The following is a 20,753-nucleotide window of genomic DNA, read 5'->3' on the forward strand; positions in this document are numbered from 1 at the left end:
GGTGGTGATGGAATAACACACTTATATTCGAAGGTGGATCACCGGATCGAACCCTGGACCCGTAGGCGTCGCGGAGCGCGGCCCGAGCGCTGCCCACCAGGCGGCCCGAGCGCCGCCCGGTGCGGTCTACCATCACCACATGACCCGTGTACTGCTCGCCGAGGACGACGCTTCCATCTCGGAGCCGCTGGCCCGCGCCCTGCGCCGGGAGGGTTACGAGGTCGAGGTCCGCGAAGACGGTCCGACCGCGCTGGACGCCGGACTCCAGGGCGGTGTGGATCTGGTCGTGCTCGATCTGGGCCTGCCCGGCATGGACGGCCTCGAAGTCGCCCGCAGACTGCGCGCCGAGGGCCACGCCGTACCGATCCTGGTGCTGACCGCCCGCGCCGACGAGGTGGACACCGTCGTCGGACTGGACGCCGGCGCCGACGACTATGTGACCAAGCCGTTCCGGCTCGCCGAGCTGCTCGCCCGGGTACGGGCGCTGCTGCGGCGCGGCGCCGCCGATCCGGCACCGGCACCGGCCACCCATGGCGTACGGATCGACGTCGAGTCGCACCGCGCCTGGATGGGGGACGAGGAACTCCAGCTCACCGCCAAGGAGTTCGACCTGCTGCGGGTCCTCGTCCGGGACGCGGGCCGGGTCGTCACCCGTGACCAGCTGATGCGCGAGGTCTGGGACACCACCTGGTGGTCCTCCACCAAGACGCTCGATATGCATATCTCCTGGCTGCGCAAGAAGCTCGGCGACGACGCGGCGAACCCGCGCTACATCGCCACGGTGCGGGGCGTCGGCTTCCGCTTCGAGAAGAGCTGAAGAAGAGAGCTGAAGAAGAGATTCGACAAGCGCCGAAGCAGAGCTGAAGCAGAACTGCGGTAGAGCCGACGCCTCGGGCCGTCGAACGCGTCACCTCGCCCGGAGGGCAGCACCATGCGCCGTCGTCTGATCAATTCCACGCTCGCCGTGGTGCTCGTCGTCATCGCCGTGTTCGGTGTCTCGCTCGTCATCGTGGAAACGCGCACGATCAGCAACAGCGCCCAGGAGAGCGTCGAAACCGAGGCGGTGCGCCTGGTGAGCATTGTCGACAGCCGGCTTCTCGGCGGCGACAACATCTCGGCCAAGGTCCTCTCCGAGCAGATCGACCGGACGCGGTACGCCAGGATCGAGATCCCAGGACGGGCGCCCGTCGAGATCGGCACCCGTCCCACCGGCAGCGTCATCCGCGGCCACGCCGACGGCGAGGAGGGCGAGACCGTCACGGTCGAGGAGGCCCGCTCCTCCATCAACCGGGAGGTCGGCAGAACGCTGCTGATCATCGGCGCGGTGGCCCTGCTCGCCGTGATTGCCGCCGTCCTGCTGGCCGTACGGCAGGCGAACAAGCTGGCCTCGCCGCTCACCGATCTCGCGGAGACCGCGGAGCGCCTCGGTTCGGGCGATCCGCGCCCACGGCACAAGCGGTACGGAGTGCCCGAGCTGGACCGGGTCGCCGATGTCCTCGACTCCAGCGCCGAACGCATCGCGCGGATGCTCACCGCCGAGCGGCGGCTCGCCGCGGACGCCTCGCACCAGCTCCGTACGCCGCTGACCGCGCTGTCCATGCGGCTGGAGGAGATCTCCGCCACCGATGACCTGGACACCGTGAAGGAGGAGGCGATGGTCGCGCTGACGCAGGTGGAGCGGCTGACGGACGTGGTGGAGCGGCTGCTCACCAATGCCCGCGATCCGCGTACCGGCTCGGCGGTCGCCTTCGACCTGGACGAGGTCGTCAAGCAGCAGATCGAGGAGTGGCGCCCGGCCTACCGCAGCGCCGGACGCGCCATCGTCTGCTCGGGCCGGCAGGGCATGCGGGCCGTCGGCACTCCGGGCGCGGTCGCCCAGGTGCTCGCCGCGCTGATCGAGAACTCACTGATGCACGGTGGCGGTACGGTCGCGCTGCGTACTCGGGTCACCGGCAACCAGAGTGTGATCGAGGTGACCGACGAGGGCCCGGGCGTACCGGCGGATCTCGGCGCGCGGATCTTCGAGCGGAGCATCAGCGGACGCAACTCCACCGGGATCGGGCTGGCCGTGGCGCGCGATCTGGCGGAGGCGGACGGCGGCCGGCTGGAGCTGCTCCAGCAGCAGCCGCCGGTCTTCGCGCTCTTTCTGAGCCGTGAGGCCGGTACGCGCAAGCCGCAGAAAGATGATCAGGACCGTCCGGTCCGCTGACGCGCACGCGCGAGAGCCCGGTCCGTCGCGGACGACGCGACCGCGGGACCGCTCGGGCCGGGGCCCGGCAGCGTCCTGAACACCCAGGTGCGGTACGACCAGAAACGGAAGAGCGTGGCGACGCCGATGCCCAGGAACTTGAACACATTGCTCTGGAGCGGGCTGTCCCAGTCGAAGCCATAGGTCGCGGTGTAGAGCACACCGTTCTCGATCACCAGGCCGACCGCGCTGAACAGCAGGAAGAGCGAAAGCTCCTTGGTACGGCGGTTCTTGTCGCGGTCGCGATAGGTGAAGTAGCGGAAGCCCACATAGTTGAAGGCGATCGCCACGACGCTGGCCAGGACGCTGGCGCGGACCACGGGCAGCGGAGTGGTGTGCCGTACGAGATTGAAGACCAGGAGATTGACCAGCAGGCCCGCGCCGCCCACCGCGCCGAACTTGGCCACCTCGCGTACGAGCCGGTCCAGTCGCACGCGGAGTGCGCCCCGTTCGCTCATATGCCTGTTCAGCCCCGTCCGGTCGACGTCAGTTCCGACCATGCTAACCAGGGCCTCTCACGGCCGCCTGGGCGACCGTATGTGACAGAAAACCACAACTCCAGGTAGCTGAATGTGGCGGTGCGTGATGGCTGACGGCGGGCGAGCGACGCGCCGGAGGACGGCGGTCGCACGCGGTCGGGCCACGGCGGGCGGCGGATACCCTGGGAGCGTGACGTTCCCGGTAGTCGGCATGGTCGGCGGCGGTCAGCTCGCCCGTATGACCCACGAGGCGGGTATCCCCCTCGGCCTCAGATTCAAGCTCCTCAGTGACACCCCGCAGGACTCGGCGGCCCAGGTGGTGAGCGAAGTCGTGATCGGCGACTATCGCGATCTGGACACGCTGCGTGACTTCGCGCGCGGTTGCGATGTGATCACTTTCGATCACGAGCATGTCCCGATCGAGCATCTCCGTGCCCTGGAGGCGGACGGTATCCCTGTCAGGCCGGGCCCGGACGCGCTGGAGCATGCCCAGGACAAGGGTGTGATGCGCGCCCGTCTCACCGAGCTGGGCGCTCCCTGCCCGCGCCACCGCATCGTGGCCGGTCCGGCGGATGTCACGGCCTTCGCGGCCGAGGTGGGCGGCTTTCCCGTCGTCCTGAAGACGGTGCGCGGCGGCTACGACGGCAAGGGCGTCTGGCTCGTACGGTCCGAGGAGGACGCCGAGCAGCCGTTCCGGGCCGGCGTCCCGGTGCTCGCCGAGGAGAAGGTCGACTTCGTACGGGAGCTGGCCGCGAATATCGTGCGCTCGCCGCACGGCCAGGCCGTGGCCTATCCGGTGGTCGAGTCGCGGCAGGTCGACGGAGTCTGTGACACGGTCATCGCGCCGGCGCCCGGTCTGCCCGACGAACTGGCGGGCGAGGCCCAGCGGCTCGCCCTGCGGCTCGCCGCCGAGCTGGGAGTCGTCGGCCATCTCGCGGTGGAGCTCTTCGAGATCCGCGACGCGGACGGGACGCCCGGCATCCTTGTCAATGAACTGGCGATGCGCCCGCACAACTCCGGGCACTGGACCCAGGACGGCGCGATCACCTCGCAGTTCGCCAACCATGTACGGGCCGTGCTGGATCTGCCGCTCGGCGATCCGCGTCCACGCGCGCCCTGGACGGTCATGTGCAATGTCCTCGGTGGCGACTATCCCGATATGTATGCCGCCTATCTGCACTGTATGGCCCGGGACCCGCAGTTGAAGATCCATATGTATGGCAAGGACGTGAAGCCCGGCCGCAAGGTGGGGCATGTCAACACCTACGGCGACGACTTGGACGACGTGCTGGAGCGCGCCCGCCATGCCGCCGGCTATCTCCGAGGAACGATCACCGAATGACCTCTTCTCTCGCCGGACCACTGGTCGGCGTCGTCATGGGCTCGGACTCCGACTGGCCCGTCATGGAGGCCGCCGCGAAGGCCCTCCACGAGTTCGAGATCCCGTACGAAGTCGATGTCCTCTCCGCCCACCGGATGCCGCGCGAGATGATCGCCTACGGCGAGGAGGCGGCCGGACGCGGGCTGAAGGCGATCATCGCGGGCGCGGGCGGCGCGGCCCATCTGCCGGGCATGCTCGCCTCGGTGACCACGCTGCCGGTAATCGGCGTGCCCGTACCGCTGAAGTATCTGGACGGCATGGACTCGCTGCTCTCCATCGTCCAGATGCCGGCCGGCGTCCCGGTCGCCACGGTCTCGGTGGGCGGCGCCCGTAACGCGGGGCTGCTGGCCGCTCGTATCCTCGCGGCGTACGACCCGGAACTGCGCACGCGGATGCGGGAGTTCCAGCAGGAGCTGAACGAACAGGCGACGGAGAAGGGCAAGCGGCTGCGCGCGAAGGCCGAGGGCGCGGAGCACTTCGGGTTCGGACGGTGAGCGCCGTGAGCGTGCCGGGCTCTCCGGACGCGACCGAATCGCGTGCCGCCGCGAAGTCGCCTGAGACCGCAGGCTCTCCCGCCGCCGGCGAGTTCCTTGCCCAGGCGATCGGACTGCTCTCCGAATTCCCTGTGGTGGACGGCCACAACGATCTGCCCTGGGCGCTGCGGGAGCAGGTCCGCTACGACCTGGACCGGCTCGATATCGCCGACGACACGTCGGCGCGGCTGCACACGGATATTCCCCGACTGCGGCGCGGCGGTGTCGGCGGACAGTTCTGGTCCGTGTACGTACGGTCCGACATGGCCGGTGACGACGCGGTCAGCGCGACGCTCGAACAGATCGATGTGGTCGGCCAGTTGCTCGCCCGCCATCCGCGCGATCTGGTCCGCGCGCTGACGGCGGACGACATGGAGAGTGCGCGCCGCGACGGCAGGATCGCCTCGCTCATGGGTGCCGAGGGCGGCCACTCCATCAACAACTCCCTCGCGACCTTGCGCGCCCTCCATACTCTGGGTGTCCGCTATATGACGCTCACCCATAACGACAACAACGCGTGGGCGGATTCGGCGACCGATGTCCCGGGCGTGGGCGGGCTCTCCGCCTTCGGCCGTGAGGTGGTCCGCGAGATGAACCGGACCGGCATGCTGGTCGACCTCTCGCATGTGGCCGCCACGACCATGCGGGACGCGCTGGCGGTGAGCGAGGCGCCGGTGATCTTCTCGCACTCGTCGGCGCGGGCGATCTGCGACCATCCGCGCAATGTCCCGGACGATGTGCTGGAACTGCTGTCGGCGAACGGCGGCGTCGCGATGGCCACGTTCGTACCGAAGTTCATCCTTCCCGCGGCGGTGGCCTGGACCTCGGCGGCGGACGAGAACATGCGGGCGCACGGTCTGCATCCGCTCGACACCACGCCCGGCGCCATGAAGATCCATGAGGCCTTCGAGGCGGAGCATCCGCGTCCGGTCGCCACGGCGGCCACGGTCGCGGACCATCTCGACCATATGCGCGAGACCGCCGGTGTCGACCACATCGGGATCGGCGGCGACTTCGACGGTACGGCCTTCACTCCGCAGGGCCTGGACGATGTCTCCGGCTATCCGAATCTGATCGCGGAACTCCTCTCCCGCAAGTGGTCGACGGCGGACCTCGCCAAGCTGACCTGGCAGAACTCGGTCCGCGCACTGCGCGCGGCGGAGGACGTGGCGCGCGCCGCCCAGGCGGTACGGGGCCCGTCGCGGGCGACGCTGGAGGACCTGGACGGCGAACGGGAGGCCTGAGCGGGTCCCTGCGGCCGGCTCGGCGCGCACCGGAGCCCGTTCACGCGGGGCGCGCTCCGAGCCGGCTTCAGCAGGCGCAGAGGCAGAACGGGTGCCCTGCGGGATCGGCGTAGACGCGCCACGAGCGCGTGGAGTCCGCCGCGTCCAGCGCGGTCGCGCCGAGCGCCAGTACGCCCTTCTCCGCCGCGTCCAGATCCTCGACGGTCAGATCCAGATGGAACTGCTGCGAGCCCTCCGGCGCGGGCCAGGCCGGAGGTACGAAGCCGGGCGCGATCTGGAACGCGAGCGGCGTCCCGGTCGCGCCGGTCAGCTCCACCCAACCGTCACCGTCGTCCTCGATCTCACCGCCCAGCACCTGCGCGTAGAAACCGGCGAGTGCGACGGGATCGGGGCAGTCCAGGACGACGGTGCCGAGCGTGGCGATGGCCATGGCGTTCTCCTTCTGCGTTGCTGCGTGTTACCGCTAGGGCGATGCAACCGGTAACGGTTGTGGTGACTGCATGCTCCCGCACAGGAGGTAACGTCGCAACCATGAATGACAAGCCGCCCGCACCGGGAGGGCTCGCCCTGATCGAGGCCCTGGTGAACACGCTGGACATCGAAACGGGCGCCGACTCCCTCGACACACCGGACGGCCGCGCGGCCTTCGGCCTCACCGAACGCGACGCGGTCGCGGCCCGCGAACTCCGCGAGGCCCTGCGTACGGTCTGCCTCGCCCACGCGGGCCACCGCCCGCGGGGCCGCTCGACGGCCGACCTGGACCGTCTGCTGGCCGCCGCGCCGCTCCGGGTCGCCGTCGACACCGACGGCGCCGCCGCCCTCCGCCCGGCCGCGGCCCCCGACGCGCTGACGTCCCGCGTCGCGGAGGCGATAGCGACGGCGGTCACGGAGGGCACCTGGCTCCGCCTGAAGGCGTGCGAGGCCGAGGACTGCCAGTGGGTGTACTACGACCGGAGCCCGGCGGGGCGTGGGCGGTGGTGCTCGATGTCGGTATGCGGAGCCCGAGCAAAAATGCGAACGTACCGGGCTCGGAGGGGGCCGGCGATCTGAGGTCCCGCCGTCCCGGCGGTGCGGTGCGCCTCCCGGCGGGGGGCCGGTGCGGTGGGTGGTGCGGGTGTCGGGTCCTCCGGAGGTACATGTCTGGACGGCATGCTGTGTTTTCCCGGGGGACACCCCCGGACCCCCGTACGCCGCGTGCGGGTTGTGTTGTTGGGTGCGGGCCGGTGTGCGGCACAAATCACGCTTTAGTGTCCGGACACGCACCTCCTCCGACCCCGACCCCCTCCCGCCCGGAGTCCGGCTGCGGCTCGGTCCGGGCCCGCATATCCAGCCCGTCCGGCGTTTGAGGACGGAACGGCCAACCCCGGTACCGGGTGCCCAGACGGCGGGGCAAAATCAAGCCCGTCCGGCGATTGAGGACGGAACTGTCGGCCGGGGCCGGGGCCGGGATCAGGCTCGCGGTCGGCCCATGGCGCGGTATGTCCAGGCCGCCGCGCGCCAGGCGGCCGGGTCCAGGGCGTTGCGGCCGTCCAGGATCAGGCGGCGCGCCACCGCCGCGCCCAGGACCGCCGGGTCCAGCTCGCGGAACTCGCGCCACTCCGTCAGATGCAGTACGACATCCGCGCCGCGCACCGCCTCCACCGCGGAGTCCGCGTACCCCAGCGTCGGGAAGACACGCTTCGCGTTCTCCATTCCCTTGGGGTCGTACACCGTCACCTGCCCGCCCTGGAGATGGATCTGCCCGGCGACATTGAGCGCGGGGGAGTCCCGTACATCGTCGGAGTCCGGCTTGAAGGTCGCGCCCAGTACGGCGACGCGCTTCCCGAGGAAGGACGAGTCGCCGCCCACGGCCTCCCGCGCCAGTTCCACCATGTCGCGGCGGCGCCGCATATTGATCGAGTCGACCTCGCGCAGAAAGGTCAGGGCCTGGTCCGCGCCCAGTTCGCCCGCGCGTGCCATGAACGCGCGGATGTCCTTCGGCAGACAGCCGCCGCCGAAGCCGATTCCCGCGCGCAGGAACTTCTTGCCGATCCGCTCGTCGTGTCCGAGCGCCTCCGCGAGCTTCGCGACATCGCCGCCGGCCGCCTCGCAGACCTCCGCCATCGCGTTGATGAACGAGATCTTCGTGGCCAGGAAGGAGTTCGCGGAGGTCTTCACCAGCTCGGCGGTCGGGAAGTCCGTCACCACGAACGGCGAGCCCTCCCCGACCGGCGTCGCGTACACCTCGCGCAGCACACGCTCGGCGTGCTCGCTGTGGACGCCGACCACGATGCGGTCCGGGTGCAGGGTGTCCTGCACGGCGAAGCCCTCGCGCAGGAACTCCGGGTTCCAGGCCAGCTCCACCTGGCCGCCCGCGGGCGCCAGTTCGGCGATACGGGCCGCCAGCCGTTCCGCGCTGCCGACGGGCACCGTGGACTTGCCGACGACCAGCGCGGGCCTGGCGAGATGCCTGGCGAGACTGTCGACCGCGGAGTCGACGTACGACATGTCGCACGCGTACTCGCCGTGCTTCTGCGGGGTGTTCACACAGATGAAGTGCACATCGCCGAACTCCGCGATCTCCGCCCAGTCCATGGTGAAGCGCAGCCGGCCGGTCGAGCCCTCGATGCCCGCGACATGCTTGCGCAGCAGCTCTTCGAGGCCCGGTTCGTACATCGGTACGCGGCCCGCCGAGAGCATCTCGATCTTCTCGGGGACCACATCGAGCCCGAGGACCTCGAAGCCCAGCTCCGCCATGGCCGCGGCGTGCGTGGCACCGAGATAACCGGTGCCGATCACTGTGATCTTGAGGGCCATGGAGTGCTCCAGGGGACGCGGGGCGGGGTGCGGGCCTGAGCATAGCCGCGCGTAGTGACAGCTCCGCAGGGCGCTTGTCCCCAGGCCGAGGGCTTGTCGGCAAACTCACCTGTACCTGTGGGAGCTCCGCCCCTAAAATTGGGTTACTTAACGGTAGTTAGCATCCCTGGGGAGTGAAAGACCGTGGCCGGATCGGCTGATTTCGACCTGTACCGCCCGTCCGAAGAGCACGACATGCTCCGCGATACCGTGCGCGCGCTCGCCGAGGCGAAGATCGCGCCCTTCGCCGCCGCGGTCGACGAGGAGGCCCGCTTCCCGCAGGAGGCGCTGGACGCGCTGGTCGCCTCGGATCTGCATGCCGTCCATGTGCCGGAGGAGTACGGCGGCGCCGGCGCGGACGCGCTCGCCACCGTGATCGTGATCGAGGAGGTGGCGCGGGCCTGCGCCTCGTCGTCCCTGATCCCGGCCGTCAACAAGCTCGGCTCGCTGCCCGTCATACTCGCCGGCGGCGAGGACCTGAAGAAGAAGTATCTGGGCCCGCTGGCCAAGGGCGACGCGATGTTCTCGTACTGCCTCTCCGAGCCGGACGCGGGCTCCGACGCCGGCGGGATGAAGACCAAGGCCGTACGGGACGGCGACCACTACGTCCTCAACGGTGTGAAGCGCTGGATCACCAACGCCGGTGTCTCCGACTACTACACGGTGATGGCCGTCACCGATCCGGAGAAGCGCACCAAGGGCATCAGCGCGTTCGTGGTGGAGAAGACGGACGAGGGCGTCTCCTTCGGCGCGCCGGAGAAGAAGCTCGGCATCAAGGGCTCGCCGACGCGCGAGGTCTATCTCGACAACGTCCGTATCCCGGCGGACCGGCTGATCGGCGCCGAGGGCACCGGCTTCGCCACCGCCATGAAGACGCTCGACCACACCCGCATCACGATCGCCGCCCAGGCTCTCGGCATCGCGCAGGGCGCGCTCGACTACGCCAAGGGCTATGTCCAGGAGCGCAAGCAGTTCGGCAAGCCGATCGCCGACTTCCAGGGCGTGCAGTTCATGCTCGCCGACATGGCGATGAAGCTGGAAGCCGCGCGCCAGCTCACCTACTCCGCCGCCGCCCGGTCGGAACGCGTCACCGCCGGCTCCACCAAGGAGGACCTGACCTTCTTCGGCGCGGCGGCCAAGTGCTTCGCCTCCGACGCCGCCATGGAGATCACCACGGACGCCGTCCAACTCCTCGGCGGCTACGGATACACCCGCGACTACCCGGTGGAACGCATGATGCGCGACGCGAAGATCACCCAGATCTACGAGGGTACGAACCAGATTCAGCGCATAGTCATGGCCCGCAACCTGCCGTAGGGAGCCTTCGGCTCCGCCTCGATCAGGCAGGAGAAGCCGGGCAGGAGAAGCCTCGATACGGCGGGCCGAAATGACACACGTTGGCACCCGCCCTGGCGTCCGTTCCCCCGACGGCTCTAGCGTTGCCGGGGGAACGGGAACCGATGAGACGAGGCCGATGGCCGCGCAGGTTCCCGGTCCGCTCCGCCGCCCCGGCCGGTCCGTGTCCCCAGCACCCGGCCGGGGTTTCTCCGTACCGGGCCGACGAGGGCCGGCGCGGCCCCGGCCCCAGTCGTACGTACGGACATCAGTTGCCGGAGACCGTGACCTTCTCGTCGTTGTTGAGCTGGTTCACCAGCTCCTTGACCTTGGCCTTGTCCCAGACGAGATTGCCGCCCACACTGCCCGAGATCGGCATGTTCATCGACTTGCCGTCGCCGCCCGTCACGCCCTTCATCGCGAAGAACATCTGGCCCAGCGACCACAGGGACATGTCCTTGTCCACGATCAGCGTGTCCAGGCCCGCGCCCATCGTCGGATAGAGCTTGAACGGGTTGAGGATCGTGCCGGGCGTGGCCGTCTGCGAGGCGAGCGCCGCGAGGAACTTCTGCTGGTTCTTCGTACGGTCCAGGTCGCTGTTGGCGAAGGCGTACCGCGTCCGTACGAAGGCCAGCGACTGCTCGCCGTTCAGCGTCTGCTTGCCCGCCTGGAAGTCGGCGCCGGACTTCTTGTCCTTGAACGCCTTCGGGATGTCGATCTCCACCCCGCCGATCGCGTCCACGATATTGGCGAAGCCCGCGAAGCCGATCTCGACGTAGTGGTCGATGTGCAGCCCGGTGTTGAACTCGACCGTACGGACGAGCAGCTCGGGGCCGTCCTCCGCGTAGGCCGCGTTGAGCTTGGTCTGCCGGCCCGTGTTCGGGAACAGCTTGCCGGACTCCGAGCCGCGGAACGAGGGAATCGTCACATTGGAGTCACGCGGCAGCGAGATCAGCGTCGGCCCGTTCGATCCGTCGTGCAGGATCATCATCGAGTCGGTGCGCTTGCCGTCGGCCGAGCCCGTGTGGAGCTTCTTCTTCTCCTCGGCGGACATGCCCTCGCGGCTGTCCGAGCCGACGATCAGATAGTTCGTACCGTCGCCCGCCTCCGGGCGCTCGATGACCTTGGAGAGATCGACCTCGCGCTGGAGCTTGGAGTCGGCCCAGAAGTATGTACCGATGGAGACGCCGAGGACCACGACGACCAGCGTCAGCGCGCCGATCTTGATACGGCGGCGCCAGTCGGGCGCGTACCGGGGCGCGGGAGGGCCGCTCGGCGGAGGCGGCGGGCCGCCGCCGTTGTGACCGCCGCCGTTACCGGGAGGCGAGCCGTAGACCTGGCCCGTGTTGTAGCCGCTGTCGTATCCCGGCTCATAGCCCTGGTCGTACCCCTGCGACTGCCGGGGGACGCCACGAGGCTGCACATGCGGCATCGCGCGCGCGCCCTCAGGCTGTGCGCCCGCGCTCCCGCGCCCGTAGCGGTCGCCGCGGTTGTCGCGGTCGCCGGTCCATCCATCGGGCCAATCATTCATGCGGACCAGTGTGCAGGGCGCCGGCGCGTCGCTGACAGGGGCTGTGGAAAATCGGGTCGGGCCTGTTGCCAAGCTGATGCAATGCGTACCGCCCGATGTCATACGTACGGGCCGATGCCGTGCGTACCGCGCCCGGACCCGGCCGGAACCTGCCGGACCTGCGCATAAGGTGGGGGCCATGACAGATCAGGCCGACCGTCCGGAGTCCCCGATACCGGGCAAGCCCACCTCCGCCTCCCGGACCACGCTCAGCCACATCATGACCGGCAGTGACACCAATCTGCTCGGTACGGTGCACGGCGGCGTGATCATGAAGCTGGTCGACGACGCGGCGGGCGCGGTCGCGGGACGGCACTCCGGCGGGCCCGCGGTCACCGCCTCCATGGACGAGATGGTCTTTCTGGAGCCGGTGCGGGTCGGAGATCTCGTGCATGTGAAAGCCCAGGTCAACTGGACGGGCCGGTCCTCGATGGAGGTCGGGGTACGGGTGCTGGCCGAGCGCTGGAACGAGTCCACTCCGGCGACCCAGGTCGGCAGCGCGTATCTGGTCTTCGCGGCCGTCGACGCGGACGGCAGGCCCCGTCCCGTACCGCCGGTGATCCCGGAGACGGAGCGCGACAAGCGGCGCTACCAGGAGGCCCAGATCCGGCGTACACACCGGCTGGCCCGGCGCCAGGCGATCAAGGAGCTACGGGAGAAGCGCGCGGCGGAAGGCTTTGACGACTAGTGCCGCGACCGGCAATGTTTGCCCGTCGAGGAGCGGCGTCCGGTGCGTGTGATCGCAAGGCGGCCGGAAGCCCTTGTAGCGGAGCTACCTGGGGTTTTGGCCAACGCGGCGAGCGCGCGTGCTGGGCGTCGCGACGGGGCAAACGTTGTCGGGAGGGGCACTAGGTCCTCTCAGCGGCATACGGCCTGGTCGCCGGTCACCGTCTCGAACCGGTCCTTCGGCGGGGCCTCGACACGTACCGGCGTCACCGTCCGGAAGTCCGTCCCCAGCGTCACCTTGAGCGTCGCGCCCTGCTGCCGCACCGCGCGCAGTTCGCTGCCGGGCAGCGCGGCGGCCAGGGATCTCGCCGAGCGGTCCCAGCGCGGGTCGTACAGCACGACCGTCCGCCGCTGATCGTGTTCCCGCGCGTTGAGCGGCACACGGGTCGTGTCGAAGCCGGCGGCGCGCAGCGCTTTGTCGGCCCGTCTGGCCAGTCCGTCCTTGCGTGTCCCGTTGTAGACCTGCACCTTGACCCGTTTCGGCTCCACTTCGACCGGCGCGGCGTCTTGCTCGCCTTCGGGCCGGCCGTCTTCGGGCTTGCGCTCCGGCGGCCGGCCTGTCGGCTTCGGCTCGTTCAGCGTGGTCAGCGGGCGGTCCTCGCGCAGTGCCCGGAAGAGCCGCTTCGACTTCACCGGATCCCATTTCACCGTCGAGCCGACACCTTTGACCGCGACGCCGGCCCCGGCTTCCGCCAGTGGCACCGAGGTGAACTCCGACGACGCGGCCGAGAAACCGTGCATCGCCTCGTTCAGGGCGAGCATCTGCTCCGTACCGAATTCCGCGTCGGCCCGGACCGAGGTGAGCATTGCCGAGCTGACATCACGGAACTTCACCGGATTCAGCAGCACACCGCTGCTGGTGGCCCGGTCGATCAGCGCGGCCAGGAAGCGCTGCTGGCGCCGCATCCTGCCGAGGTCGGCCGCGCCGTCGATATGCCGGGACCGTACGTACTGCAACGCCTGCCCGCCGTTCAGCTTGTGTGTGCCGGGCGTCAGATCGAGTCCCGTGTACGAGTCCTTCAGCGCCCTGGGCGTGCAGATCTCCACACCGCCCAGGGCGTCCACCGTCTTCATGAAGCTGGTGAAGTCGACCTCCAGATAGTGGCTGATCTTCACACCGGTCATATGCTCCAGGGTCCGGACCGTCAGATTAGGCCCGCCCTCCGTGTACGCCGCGTTGAGCTTCACCACATGCGGCTGGTGCTGTTTGCCGGTGGTGGTGTCGATGTGCTCGGGCAGCTCCGTATAGCTGTCGCGCGGCAGGCTCACCACGCTCGCGCGCTCGCCGTTCGCCGAGAGATGCACCAGCATGATCGTGTCGGTGCAGTGGCACGGCGCTCCGCCGAGCCGGTACTTCTGCCGCTCGTCCTCCGTGATCTTGTCGCGGCCGTCGGTGCCGACGAGCAGGAGGTTCAGACCGTGCCCCGGGTCCGGCCGGTTCTTCATGTCCTTGAACGCGTCCACCCGGTCGATCTCGGTGTCCAGGCTGCTCACCACCGCATGGCCGATCCCGCCGGCGCTCAGTACCAGTACGGAGACGGTCGTCGTCACCCGCATTCCCCAGCGGGATCGCTCCCGTCGGCTCTCCGGGGCCGGTGGGCGCGGCACGGGCTGGCGACGGACGGGCGGTACGGGGCGGTACGGGCGACGCGGGGAGCGGGGTGGCGTGGTCAACGGGGGACACCTCCGCGGTGGTCGAGGAGCGGGGAGCGGGTGGCGGGGGAGCGCGGGTGCTGGTGTGGGCGCTGGTCCGGTGTGGGTGCGGTAGTACGTCCATACGATCAGCGCAGCCGGGCACCGTACGCGCACCGCACGGGTGGCGCGCGTCGCTGTCGCCCGTTCGCGGTAACGTGGCCGCCGTATCAGCCGCCGTATGCATCGCTGTATGCACCGCCGTACCGACGTCTCCCGAAGGACCCAGAAGACTCCATGCCTGCCTTGCCGCCCGCGGTCTCCGTGATCATGCCGGTGCTCGACGAGGAACGCCATCTGCGGAACTCCGTCCGGCACATCCTGGAGCAGGAGTACGAGGGCGAGATGGAGGTGGTGATCGCGCTCGGGCCCTCCACGGACCGTACGGACGAGATCGCCGCGGAGCTGGTCCGGGAGACCGCGTCCCATCCACGGGCCACTGTCCGGACCGTCCCCAATCCGACCGGCCGCACTCCCGCCGCCCTGAACGCCGCGATCAAGGCGTCCAGGCATCCCGTCGTCGTACGCGTCGACGGCCACGGCATGCTCTCGCCGGACTACATCGCGACCGCCGTCCGGCTGCTGGCGGAGACCGGCGCGCAGAACGTCGGCGGGATCATGCACGCCGAGGGCGAGAACGACTGGGAGAACGCGGTCGCCGCCGCCATGACCTCGAAAATAGGCGTCGGCAACGCGGCGTTCCACACCGGAGGCGAGGCCGGGCCCGCCGAAACCGTGTATCTGGGTGTCTTCCGGCGCGAGGCGCTGGAGCAGCAGGGCGGCTACAACGAGGAGTTCATCCGGGCCCAGGACTGGGAGCTGAACTTCCGTATCCGCGAGGCCGGCGGCGGGATCTGGTTCTCACCCGAGCTGCGCGTGCAGTACCGTCCCCGGCCCTCGGCCAGGGCGCTCGCCAAGCAGTACAAGGACTACGGGCGCTGGCGCCATGTCGTCGCCCGCTACCACTCGGGCTCGATCAATCTGCGCTATCTCGCGCCGCCGACGGCCGTCTGCGCCATCGCAGCGGGCATTATTGTTGGCGCGGTGCTCACGCCGTGGGGCCTGATCGTCCCGGCCGGCTATCTCGCGGCGATCGCCGCGGGCTCGGTGCCCGCGGGCAAGGGCCTGCCGCTGAAGGCCAGGCTCCAGATCCCGGTGGCGCTGGCCACCATGCACATGTCGTGGGGATACGGCTTTCTGACCAGCCCGCGTTCGCTGGCCAAGAAGGTCATCGCGAGCCGCCGCCCGGCGGTACGGCCGACGGTCGAGGCGTAGCCGTAACCGTGAGGCCGTAAGAACGGAAGATACGAAGCGCCGCCCGGTGGATCCCACCGGGCGGCGCTTTTCGTCACGTAGATGCAGACGGTCAGAAGCGGTACGGCGCGTACACCGGCATGCACGCGTCCTTCTTCGAGCCGTTGATCGCGTCCGCCGAGTCCGGTATCCCGCCCGCCTCCGGCTTGGACTCCTTCGGATACGACGAGCCGCTGCGCCAGTCCGCGCCCACGACGAGCGTGACGCCGGACACATCGGTCGACTTCTGTACCGAAGTCAGCGGAATTCCCAGGGACTTGGCCACCGCCTGCGCGTCGCCCTCCAGATCCGCGCTGGGGAAGTTGACCGTGGTCTTCTCCTGCGGGCTCGGCGTGGAATCCGCCTGGGCCAGTGTGTAGCCCTTGCCGTTGAGCTGCTGGGCGATGTCACGGGCGCGGTTCGGCACCGCGCTCCGCTGCTCGCTGCCGGTGCCGTTGCGTACGATCACACCGGTCTCGGCGGGCGCCGCGGCCGGATCCTTGGAGACCGGCTCGGCCGGCTTCTTGCTCTTGCCGGCGTCGGCCTTGCCGCCGTTGGTGTCGAAGGCCACGTCCTCACGGAGCATCGTCCAGACCTGGTCGGCATCGGGCTCCTTGGGTACGAGATGGTTCCGGTTCTGCGGATCCTCGACCGACGGCATGGTCGTCATGGTGATGCGGTTGGTCGGCACGCTCTTGAGCTGCATGGCCAGGCCGTACAGCTTCTTGACCGTACCGATCTCCTCGGAGACCTCCAGCGACTTGGTGGCGGACTCCGCCAGACCGGTCAGCCGCATGGTGTCGGTGAAGACGTTCTGCGACTTCAGCTCGCGGATCATCGAGTTCATATACATGTGCTGGGCCCTGGCCCGGCCGAGGTCGCTCTCGAAGGCGTGGCGGGTGCGCAGCCACTGGAGGGCCTGCTTGCCCTGGATATGGTGCGAGCCCGCTGTCAGCTTGAGCCCGGAGCCGCCGGGAACACCGGGCAGCGGGCGGTCCCAGACGTTGTTCTCGACACAGACCTCGACGCCGCCTATCGCGTCGGCCATGCTCACCACACCGGAGAAGTCGATCGTCATCCAGTGGTCGATATAGACGCCGGTCAGCTTCTCCCAGGTGCTCAGGGTGCAGCCGGCACCGCCGCGCGCCAGTGTCTCGTTGATGATCGCGTTGGTCGCCGGGAAGACCTTGCCGGTCTCGGTGTCCTTGCATTCGGGGATGTCGACGCGCGTATCACGCGGGATGCTCACGACCGAGGCGTTCTTGCGGTCGGCGGAGACATGGAGCAGCATCTGCACATCCGCGAGCGGCGGGTTGCCCGCGGTGTCCTTGCTGCCGCCGAGTTTGACGTTCTCCGCCTTGGCGCGGCTGTCGGAGCCGATCACCAGGATGTTCAGCGGAGTCTGGCCCGCGGCGTTCGCGTCGGGCTTGGCGAGACCGCTGGAGCCGCCGCTGCGGTCGCCGCTGCGGATGTTGTCGTTCAGATGCCGGTAGTAGAGATAACCGGCGCCGGCCGTGCCGAGCAGCAGGAGCGCGAGCCCGGCGGCGACCCAGCGGAGTATGCGCCAGGCGCCGCGTTTCGCGCGGCGGCGTGAGGTGGTGGCGGTGCCGCGTGCGCCACCTTTGCCACGGCCGGTCCGGTCGGCCTTGTGCTGGGTCGCGGTGGACCGGCTCTCGGTGGTCTGGGCCTCGGCGGCCAGGGCGTTGTCGCCCGCGACCGTTCCGTTCGGGGCCGCTCCGTCGCCGCGGTGAGTCTCCTGGGTGCCGGGACCGGTGCCGGTGCCGGTGCCGTCAGCAGTGTCGCCGTCGCGCGGGCCCTGCGGACCCGCCGCGTCGCTCTCCGTACCCGTGACGCCTGTGCCGTCGGTGGAGTCCTCGTACAGGCTGTCGTCCCAGCCCAACTCGCGAGGGTGCGGTATGTGTTCGTCCGCCCCTTCCCGTCTCACACTGCTCTGACGCACCCAGACCCCCCTCGTCAGATCGTCCGTATGAGCCGGAGTTCCGGCGTCACTTGGCGCAGACCTGCTTGTCGGCTTCCACCTTCTGCACACCCTCCGGCGCCTTTGCCGGTCCGGTGATGGGCACGCCCGCGCCCTTGAAGTCCGCCCCGAGCGTCAGCGTCATCGCTTGCAGTCCTTCGGCGTCCTCCGTGCCCGGCTTCAGGGCCGCCGCGGGCAGGCCCATCATGTCCGCGAGGGCACGCGCCTGGTCGGCCTGGTTCGGCGCGTACTCCAGGGTCGTCCTGGGCAGATCCGCTCCCGGGGAGTTGCCCTTGTTGGTGGACCTCGGTACACCCTCTTCGTTCTGGAGCCAGGCCAGGGTCTCCTGCGCGGAGCCCTGCGGACCGCCGCCGTTGTACACATCGACGCGCACATCCTCCGGCGCCGCCTTGGGGCCCTTGAGCAGCTCCTCCTGCTTGCTCTTGGCCGCCTGCTCCTTCTTCTTCACCTCGGTGAGCGAGGTGTCGCTCTGCATCATCGCGAACAGCGGCTTGGCCTTGGCCTCGTTGACGACGACCGTGGCCTTGACGACCTCCGCCGGGTTGTCGAGCACCGGCAGTGTGGTGAAGGTGATGTTCTTGGCGTCGACCTTCGCCAGCTCCGTGGCGAGGTCGCTCAGCTTCTGGATGTCGCCGATGCCCGTGTCGACGGTGAGCGCCTTGGTCGCGGCCTCCGCCAGAGCGAACAGTTTCTTGGGGTTCGTCAGAGTGTCGCCGGACTTCATCTTCCGGATCATCGAGCTGAGGAACTGCTGCTGCGTCTCGATCCGGGTGAGGTCGCTCCCGGTGCCGAACGCGTGGCGCGTACGGACGAAGGCGAGGGCCTGCTCGCCCTCGATGGTGTGCGTGCCCTTGCTCAGCTTGAGATGCGACTTCGGGTCGTCGACGTCCTTGGCCACGCACACCTCCACACCGCCGACCGCCGTGGACAGTGTCTTGACCGCGTTGAAGTCGGCCATCATGAAGTGGTCGACGGTCAGCCCGGTGAGTTCCGTGACCGTACGCATCGTGCAGCCCGGGTCCCGGCCGTTCTGGCCGAGGCTGGTGTTGAAATGCGCCTGCGAGGCGCCGGGGATGACCTTGGTGCCCTCCGCCGTCTTCGTCTCGCAGTCGGGGATGTCCGTGATCAGGTCACGCGGGATGGAGAGCACCGTCGCGTTCGTACGGTCCTTGGAGACGTGGAACAGGAGGTTGGTGTCGGCATGACCGACGCTGCCCGCGTCTCCGTAGCCCTCGTTGCCCGAGCCGGTCCGTTTGTCCGTACCGATCAACAGTATGTTGATGGCCTGGTCCTTCTTGAACCCGCCGCTGCCCGCGTTCCCGACATCGATCTTGTCGATGTTGCTGTTGAGGTGCTGGTAGTAGGCGTACGCGCCGACGGAACCGGCGACGAGCACGAACGCCAGCGCACCGCCCGTCCACACCAGCGCCTTCTTCTTGCCCGACTTCTTCGCCTTGCGCTTGCGACGGCCGGCCGCGGCGGGCGCCGTGTCGGCCGCCGGGCCCTTGCCCGCGCGACGGCTGCGCTGCCCGGGCACATCGGCACGCGGCCTCTCGGCGCGCGTCCCCGACGCCTCGGCGCGTGTGCCCGTCGCCTTGTCACGCGGCGCCGTCGACCGGCCTTCGGAAGGCGTGCGCGCGGCACCGTCCCGGGGCGCGGCCGTTCTCCGGCCGCCCTGTTGCGGAGCGCCACGTCTGCCGGCGCCTCGCGGCCGGGAGGAGGGCGGCTGCCCTGTGGAGTGGTCCAGTCGCAGTTCGTAGTTGCCGGTCTGCGGGTTGAGGACCCACTGGTCGGCGGGGTCGATCTCGTCCGCCTGTCCACGGCTATGCGCATCCACGGTTGCTTGAATCCTCCGTCGGTGCCACGCGAGGCGCCTCCCCCAAGGCGCTCGGTCTTTCGATCCAGCGGTGCAGGGCCTCGCGGTCCGATGCACCGGATCGCGTCACACTATCCGCCCAGTTCAGCGTCGAACGACGCCAGTGACAAATTCCACGACTCTTACAAGCGGGCAATCTGCCCAATCTTCATGGACTGAAGGACTTTGTTTGATTATTGCTTTACTCACACAGGCCCGCCGCGGCGTTTGAGCCCTCGAAAGTGGGCCCAGGGTTCGGTGTCGAACCGGCGGTCGCGGTCGGTCCCGCGGTGGGAGTCGAGCTGGTGGTGGGAGCCGGACCGGCAGTGGATGTCGAACCGGCGGTGGGACTGGCGTCGGCGGTGGTGCTCGGTCCGTCAGCCGGTCCGTCGGTGCGACCGGCGTCGGCGCCGTCCGGCGTTTTGACGGAGACAGGTCCGTCCTCGCGCAGCCGCTCGAAGAGATTCTCCGCGTCGGGCTGGACGAGTTCGTCGCGGTTCCGGTCCGCGCTGTACGGCTGCCGGGGAACGGTCATGAACTGCACCTTTTCCACCGGTACGCTCTGCATCGAGCGCGCCAGATCGTAAAGATCGGTCAGCGAGGCCAGGCCCGGATCGGTGGTGATGGACTTCGTCGCCGCGTCCAGCACCGGATAGAGCCGCGTCGGATTCAGCAGCACTCCATTGCTCTGCACCTTCTTGAACAGGGCGCCGAGGAACCGCTGCTGCCGTTCCATACGCTGGGTGTCGCTGCCGTCACCGATGCCATGACGTGCGCGTACGAAACCGAGGGCCTGCTCGCCGTCGAGTGTCTGGGTCCCGGCGGGCAGTTCGAGCTGTGCCTGTATGTCGTCGACCGGTTCCTTGAGGCAGACCTCGACACCGTCGACCGCGTCCACTATGTCCTTGAAACCGCTGAAGTCGACCACCATGTGGTGATCGACGCGGATACCGGTGAGCTTCTCGATCGTACGGATCGTGCACGCGGTGCCACCGAACTGGAACGCCCAGTTGAACTGCGCGAACTGGTCCGTGGTGCGGGTGCCGTCCGGCTTGCGGCAGCTCGGGATGTCGACCATCAGGTCGCGGGGTATGGAGACGGCGGTCGCGCTCTGCCGGTCCGCGGCGAGATGCAGCAGGATCGTGGTGTCGGAACGCTGTGAACCGCTGTCGTCGCGCCCGTACTTGTCATTGCCCTCGCCCGAGCGGCTGTCGGAGCCGATGAGCAGGATGTTCTTCGCGTCGAGCACGATCGGGGTGGGACGCTCCTTCTCGTACGTACGCAGCTCGGCGGCGGCGGTGGTGTCGGTGGTGATGTTGCCGTCGAGCTTCTTGTAGAACCACCAGCCCGCACCGGCGACGGAGAGCACCACGACGGAAGTGCCGAGCGCGGTCCAACGCAGCCAGTTGCGCCTGCGGTTGAGATCCGATGCGGTGGCTTCGGCATCGTTGTCGTCGCTGACTCCGTTGTCGGGGTCGGCCGGTTCGGCCGGCGTGCTGCCAGCACTGTCGGTCACGTCTGCGTCCATCCTTCAAGCCGTCGGCGGCGCACTGGGCCGCCGCC

The 20,753-nt window shown here is 69.0% G+C and carries 17 protein-coding genes; 9 read left to right on the forward strand and 8 right to left on the reverse strand.

Translation table 11 applies throughout. The annotated features are described in order from the left end of the window. The first annotated feature begins 139 nt into the window (after positions 1-139). Positions 140-817 carry a response regulator transcription factor gene (locus ACFV6H_RS05575; protein ID WP_093592038.1) on the forward strand — a complete coding sequence of 226 codons (678 nt, stop codon included), beginning with the start codon at positions 140-142 and terminating at the stop codon, positions 815-817. Positions 818-931: 114 nt separating this feature from the next. Then, on the forward strand, positions 932-2,209 hold the full coding sequence (locus ACFV6H_RS05580) for an ATP-binding protein (RefSeq protein WP_385538860.1): 1,278 nt from the start codon (positions 932-934) through the stop codon (positions 2,207-2,209). Here the strand turns inward: ACFV6H_RS05580 and ACFV6H_RS05585 are convergent. Beyond that, positions 2,188-2,706 (reverse strand): GtrA family protein, encoded by a 519-nt coding sequence (locus ACFV6H_RS05585; protein WP_385538991.1) that lies wholly within the window; start codon positions 2,704-2,706, stop codon positions 2,188-2,190. The genes ACFV6H_RS05580 and ACFV6H_RS05585 overlap by 22 nt on opposite strands. A gap of 211 nt (positions 2,707-2,917) precedes the next feature. Here ACFV6H_RS05585 and ACFV6H_RS05590 point away from each other — a divergent pair, with 211 nt between their 5' ends. The 3 genes from ACFV6H_RS05590 (at position 2,918) to ACFV6H_RS05600 (ending at position 5,885) form a co-directional block, all read left to right on the forward strand. Beyond that, positions 2,918-4,069 (forward strand): 5-(carboxyamino)imidazole ribonucleotide synthase, encoded by a 1,152-nt coding sequence (locus ACFV6H_RS05590; protein ID WP_385538862.1) that lies wholly within the window; start codon positions 2,918-2,920, stop codon positions 4,067-4,069. Then, entirely contained in the window at positions 4,066-4,602 is a 537-nt protein-coding gene (gene purE, locus ACFV6H_RS05595; RefSeq protein ID WP_384977526.1) for a 5-(carboxyamino)imidazole ribonucleotide mutase, read from the forward strand. The genes ACFV6H_RS05590 and purE overlap by 4 nt, the downstream gene beginning before the upstream one ends. A gap of 107 nt (positions 4,603-4,709) precedes the next feature. Continuing rightward, positions 4,710-5,885 (forward strand): dipeptidase, encoded by a 1,176-nt coding sequence (locus ACFV6H_RS05600; protein ID WP_385538993.1) that lies wholly within the window; start codon positions 4,710-4,712, stop codon positions 5,883-5,885. 67 nt (positions 5,886-5,952) lie between these two features. Here ACFV6H_RS05600 and ACFV6H_RS05605 read toward each other — a convergent pair whose 3' ends face one another. Then, positions 5,953-6,315, reverse strand: a complete 363-nt coding sequence (locus ACFV6H_RS05605) for a VOC family protein (protein WP_384785523.1) — start codon at positions 6,313-6,315, stop codon at positions 5,953-5,955. A 101-nt stretch (positions 6,316-6,416) separates the two neighbouring features. Between ACFV6H_RS05605 and ACFV6H_RS05610 the strand changes: the two genes are divergently transcribed. Then, on the forward strand, positions 6,417-6,935 hold the full coding sequence (locus tag ACFV6H_RS05610) for a CGNR zinc finger domain-containing protein (protein ID WP_385538865.1): 519 nt from the start codon (positions 6,417-6,419) through the stop codon (positions 6,933-6,935). Positions 6,936-7,334: 399 nt separating this feature from the next. Here ACFV6H_RS05610 and ACFV6H_RS05615 read toward each other — a convergent pair whose 3' ends face one another. Then, positions 7,335-8,681, reverse strand: a complete 1,347-nt coding sequence (locus tag ACFV6H_RS05615) for a UDP-glucose dehydrogenase family protein (RefSeq protein WP_385538867.1) — start codon at positions 8,679-8,681, stop codon at positions 7,335-7,337. 183 nt (positions 8,682-8,864) lie between these two features. Between ACFV6H_RS05615 and ACFV6H_RS05620 the strand changes: the two genes are divergently transcribed. After that, a complete protein-coding gene (locus tag ACFV6H_RS05620) occupies positions 8,865-10,037 on the forward strand; it encodes an acyl-CoA dehydrogenase (RefSeq protein WP_385538869.1) in 1,173 nt (390 codons plus the stop codon). 286 nt (positions 10,038-10,323) lie between these two features. Here the strand turns inward: ACFV6H_RS05620 and ACFV6H_RS05625 are convergent, their stop codons facing one another. After that, complete coding sequence (locus ACFV6H_RS05625; RefSeq protein WP_385538871.1) at positions 10,324-11,586, reverse strand: LCP family protein; 1,263 nt, start codon at positions 11,584-11,586, stop codon at positions 10,324-10,326. Positions 11,587-11,764: 178 nt separating this feature from the next. On the opposite strand from ACFV6H_RS05625, the gene ACFV6H_RS05630 reads away from it, so the two are divergent. Next, the gene (locus ACFV6H_RS05630) at positions 11,765-12,313 is read left to right on the forward strand and encodes an acyl-CoA thioesterase (protein ID WP_384785537.1); all 549 of its coding nucleotides are present in this window, start codon (positions 11,765-11,767) and stop codon (positions 12,311-12,313) included. Positions 12,314-12,483: 170 nt separating this feature from the next. On the opposite strand, the gene ACFV6H_RS05635 is transcribed toward ACFV6H_RS05630, so the two are convergent. Then, on the reverse strand, positions 12,484-13,908 hold the full coding sequence (locus tag ACFV6H_RS05635; protein ID WP_385538874.1) for an LCP family protein: 1,425 nt from the start codon (positions 13,906-13,908) through the stop codon (positions 12,484-12,486). 372 nt (positions 13,909-14,280) lie between these two features. Between ACFV6H_RS05635 and ACFV6H_RS05640 the strand changes: the two genes are divergently transcribed. Continuing rightward, positions 14,281-15,318, forward strand: a complete 1,038-nt coding sequence (locus ACFV6H_RS05640; protein WP_385538876.1) for a glycosyltransferase family 2 protein — start codon at positions 14,281-14,283, stop codon at positions 15,316-15,318. A 91-nt stretch (positions 15,319-15,409) separates the two neighbouring features. Here the strand turns inward: ACFV6H_RS05640 and ACFV6H_RS05645 are convergent, their stop codons facing one another. From ACFV6H_RS05645 to ACFV6H_RS05655, 3 genes are all read right to left on the reverse strand, one after another. Next, positions 15,410-17,236, reverse strand: coding sequence for an LCP family protein (locus tag ACFV6H_RS05645; RefSeq protein WP_385538878.1), 1,827 nt, complete (start codon positions 17,234-17,236; stop codon positions 15,410-15,412). A 106-nt stretch (positions 17,237-17,342) separates the two neighbouring features. Then, entirely contained in the window at positions 17,343-19,172 is a 1,830-nt protein-coding gene (locus tag ACFV6H_RS05650) for an LCP family protein (RefSeq protein WP_385538880.1), read from the reverse strand. A gap of 220 nt (positions 19,173-19,392) precedes the next feature. Further along, entirely contained in the window at positions 19,393-20,706 is a 1,314-nt protein-coding gene (locus ACFV6H_RS05655; RefSeq protein WP_385538882.1) for an LCP family protein, read from the reverse strand. Positions 20,707-20,753 lie beyond the last annotated feature (47 nt).

This window comes from Streptomyces sp. NPDC059743 (assembly GCF_042732975.1).
Taxonomy (GTDB): domain Bacteria; phylum Actinomycetota; class Actinomycetes; order Streptomycetales; family Streptomycetaceae; genus Streptomyces.

What these genes read in the sequence shown, in the direction of transcription:
- ACFV6H_RS05575 (WP_093592038.1), top strand. Translation starts at nt 140, where the DNA reads ATGACCCGTGTACTGCTCGCCGAGGACGACGCTTCCATCTCGGAGCCG.
- ACFV6H_RS05580 (WP_385538860.1), top strand. Translation starts at nt 932, where the DNA reads ATGCGCCGTCGTCTGATCAATTCCACGCTCGCCGTGGTGCTCGTCGTC.
- ACFV6H_RS05585 (WP_385538991.1), bottom strand. Translation starts at nt 2,706, where the DNA reads ATGAGCGAACGGGGCGCACTCCGCGTGCGACTGGACCGGCTCGTACGC.
- purE (WP_384977526.1), top strand. Translation starts at nt 4,066, where the DNA reads ATGACCTCTTCTCTCGCCGGACCACTGGTCGGCGTCGTCATGGGCTCG.
- ACFV6H_RS05605 (WP_384785523.1), bottom strand. Translation starts at nt 6,315, where the DNA reads ATGGCCATCGCCACGCTCGGCACCGTCGTCCTGGACTGCCCCGATCCC.
- ACFV6H_RS05610 (WP_385538865.1), top strand. Translation starts at nt 6,417, where the DNA reads ATGAATGACAAGCCGCCCGCACCGGGAGGGCTCGCCCTGATCGAGGCC.
- ACFV6H_RS05615 (WP_385538867.1), bottom strand. Translation starts at nt 8,681, where the DNA reads ATGGCCCTCAAGATCACAGTGATCGGCACCGGTTATCTCGGTGCCACG.
- ACFV6H_RS05625 (WP_385538871.1), bottom strand. Translation starts at nt 11,586, where the DNA reads ATGAATGATTGGCCCGATGGATGGACCGGCGACCGCGACAACCGCGGC.
- ACFV6H_RS05630 (WP_384785537.1), top strand. Translation starts at nt 11,765, where the DNA reads ATGACAGATCAGGCCGACCGTCCGGAGTCCCCGATACCGGGCAAGCCC.
- ACFV6H_RS05635 (WP_385538874.1), bottom strand. Translation starts at nt 13,908, where the DNA reads ATGCGGGTGACGACGACCGTCTCCGTACTGGTACTGAGCGCCGGCGGG.
- ACFV6H_RS05640 (WP_385538876.1), top strand. Translation starts at nt 14,281, where the DNA reads ATGCCTGCCTTGCCGCCCGCGGTCTCCGTGATCATGCCGGTGCTCGAC.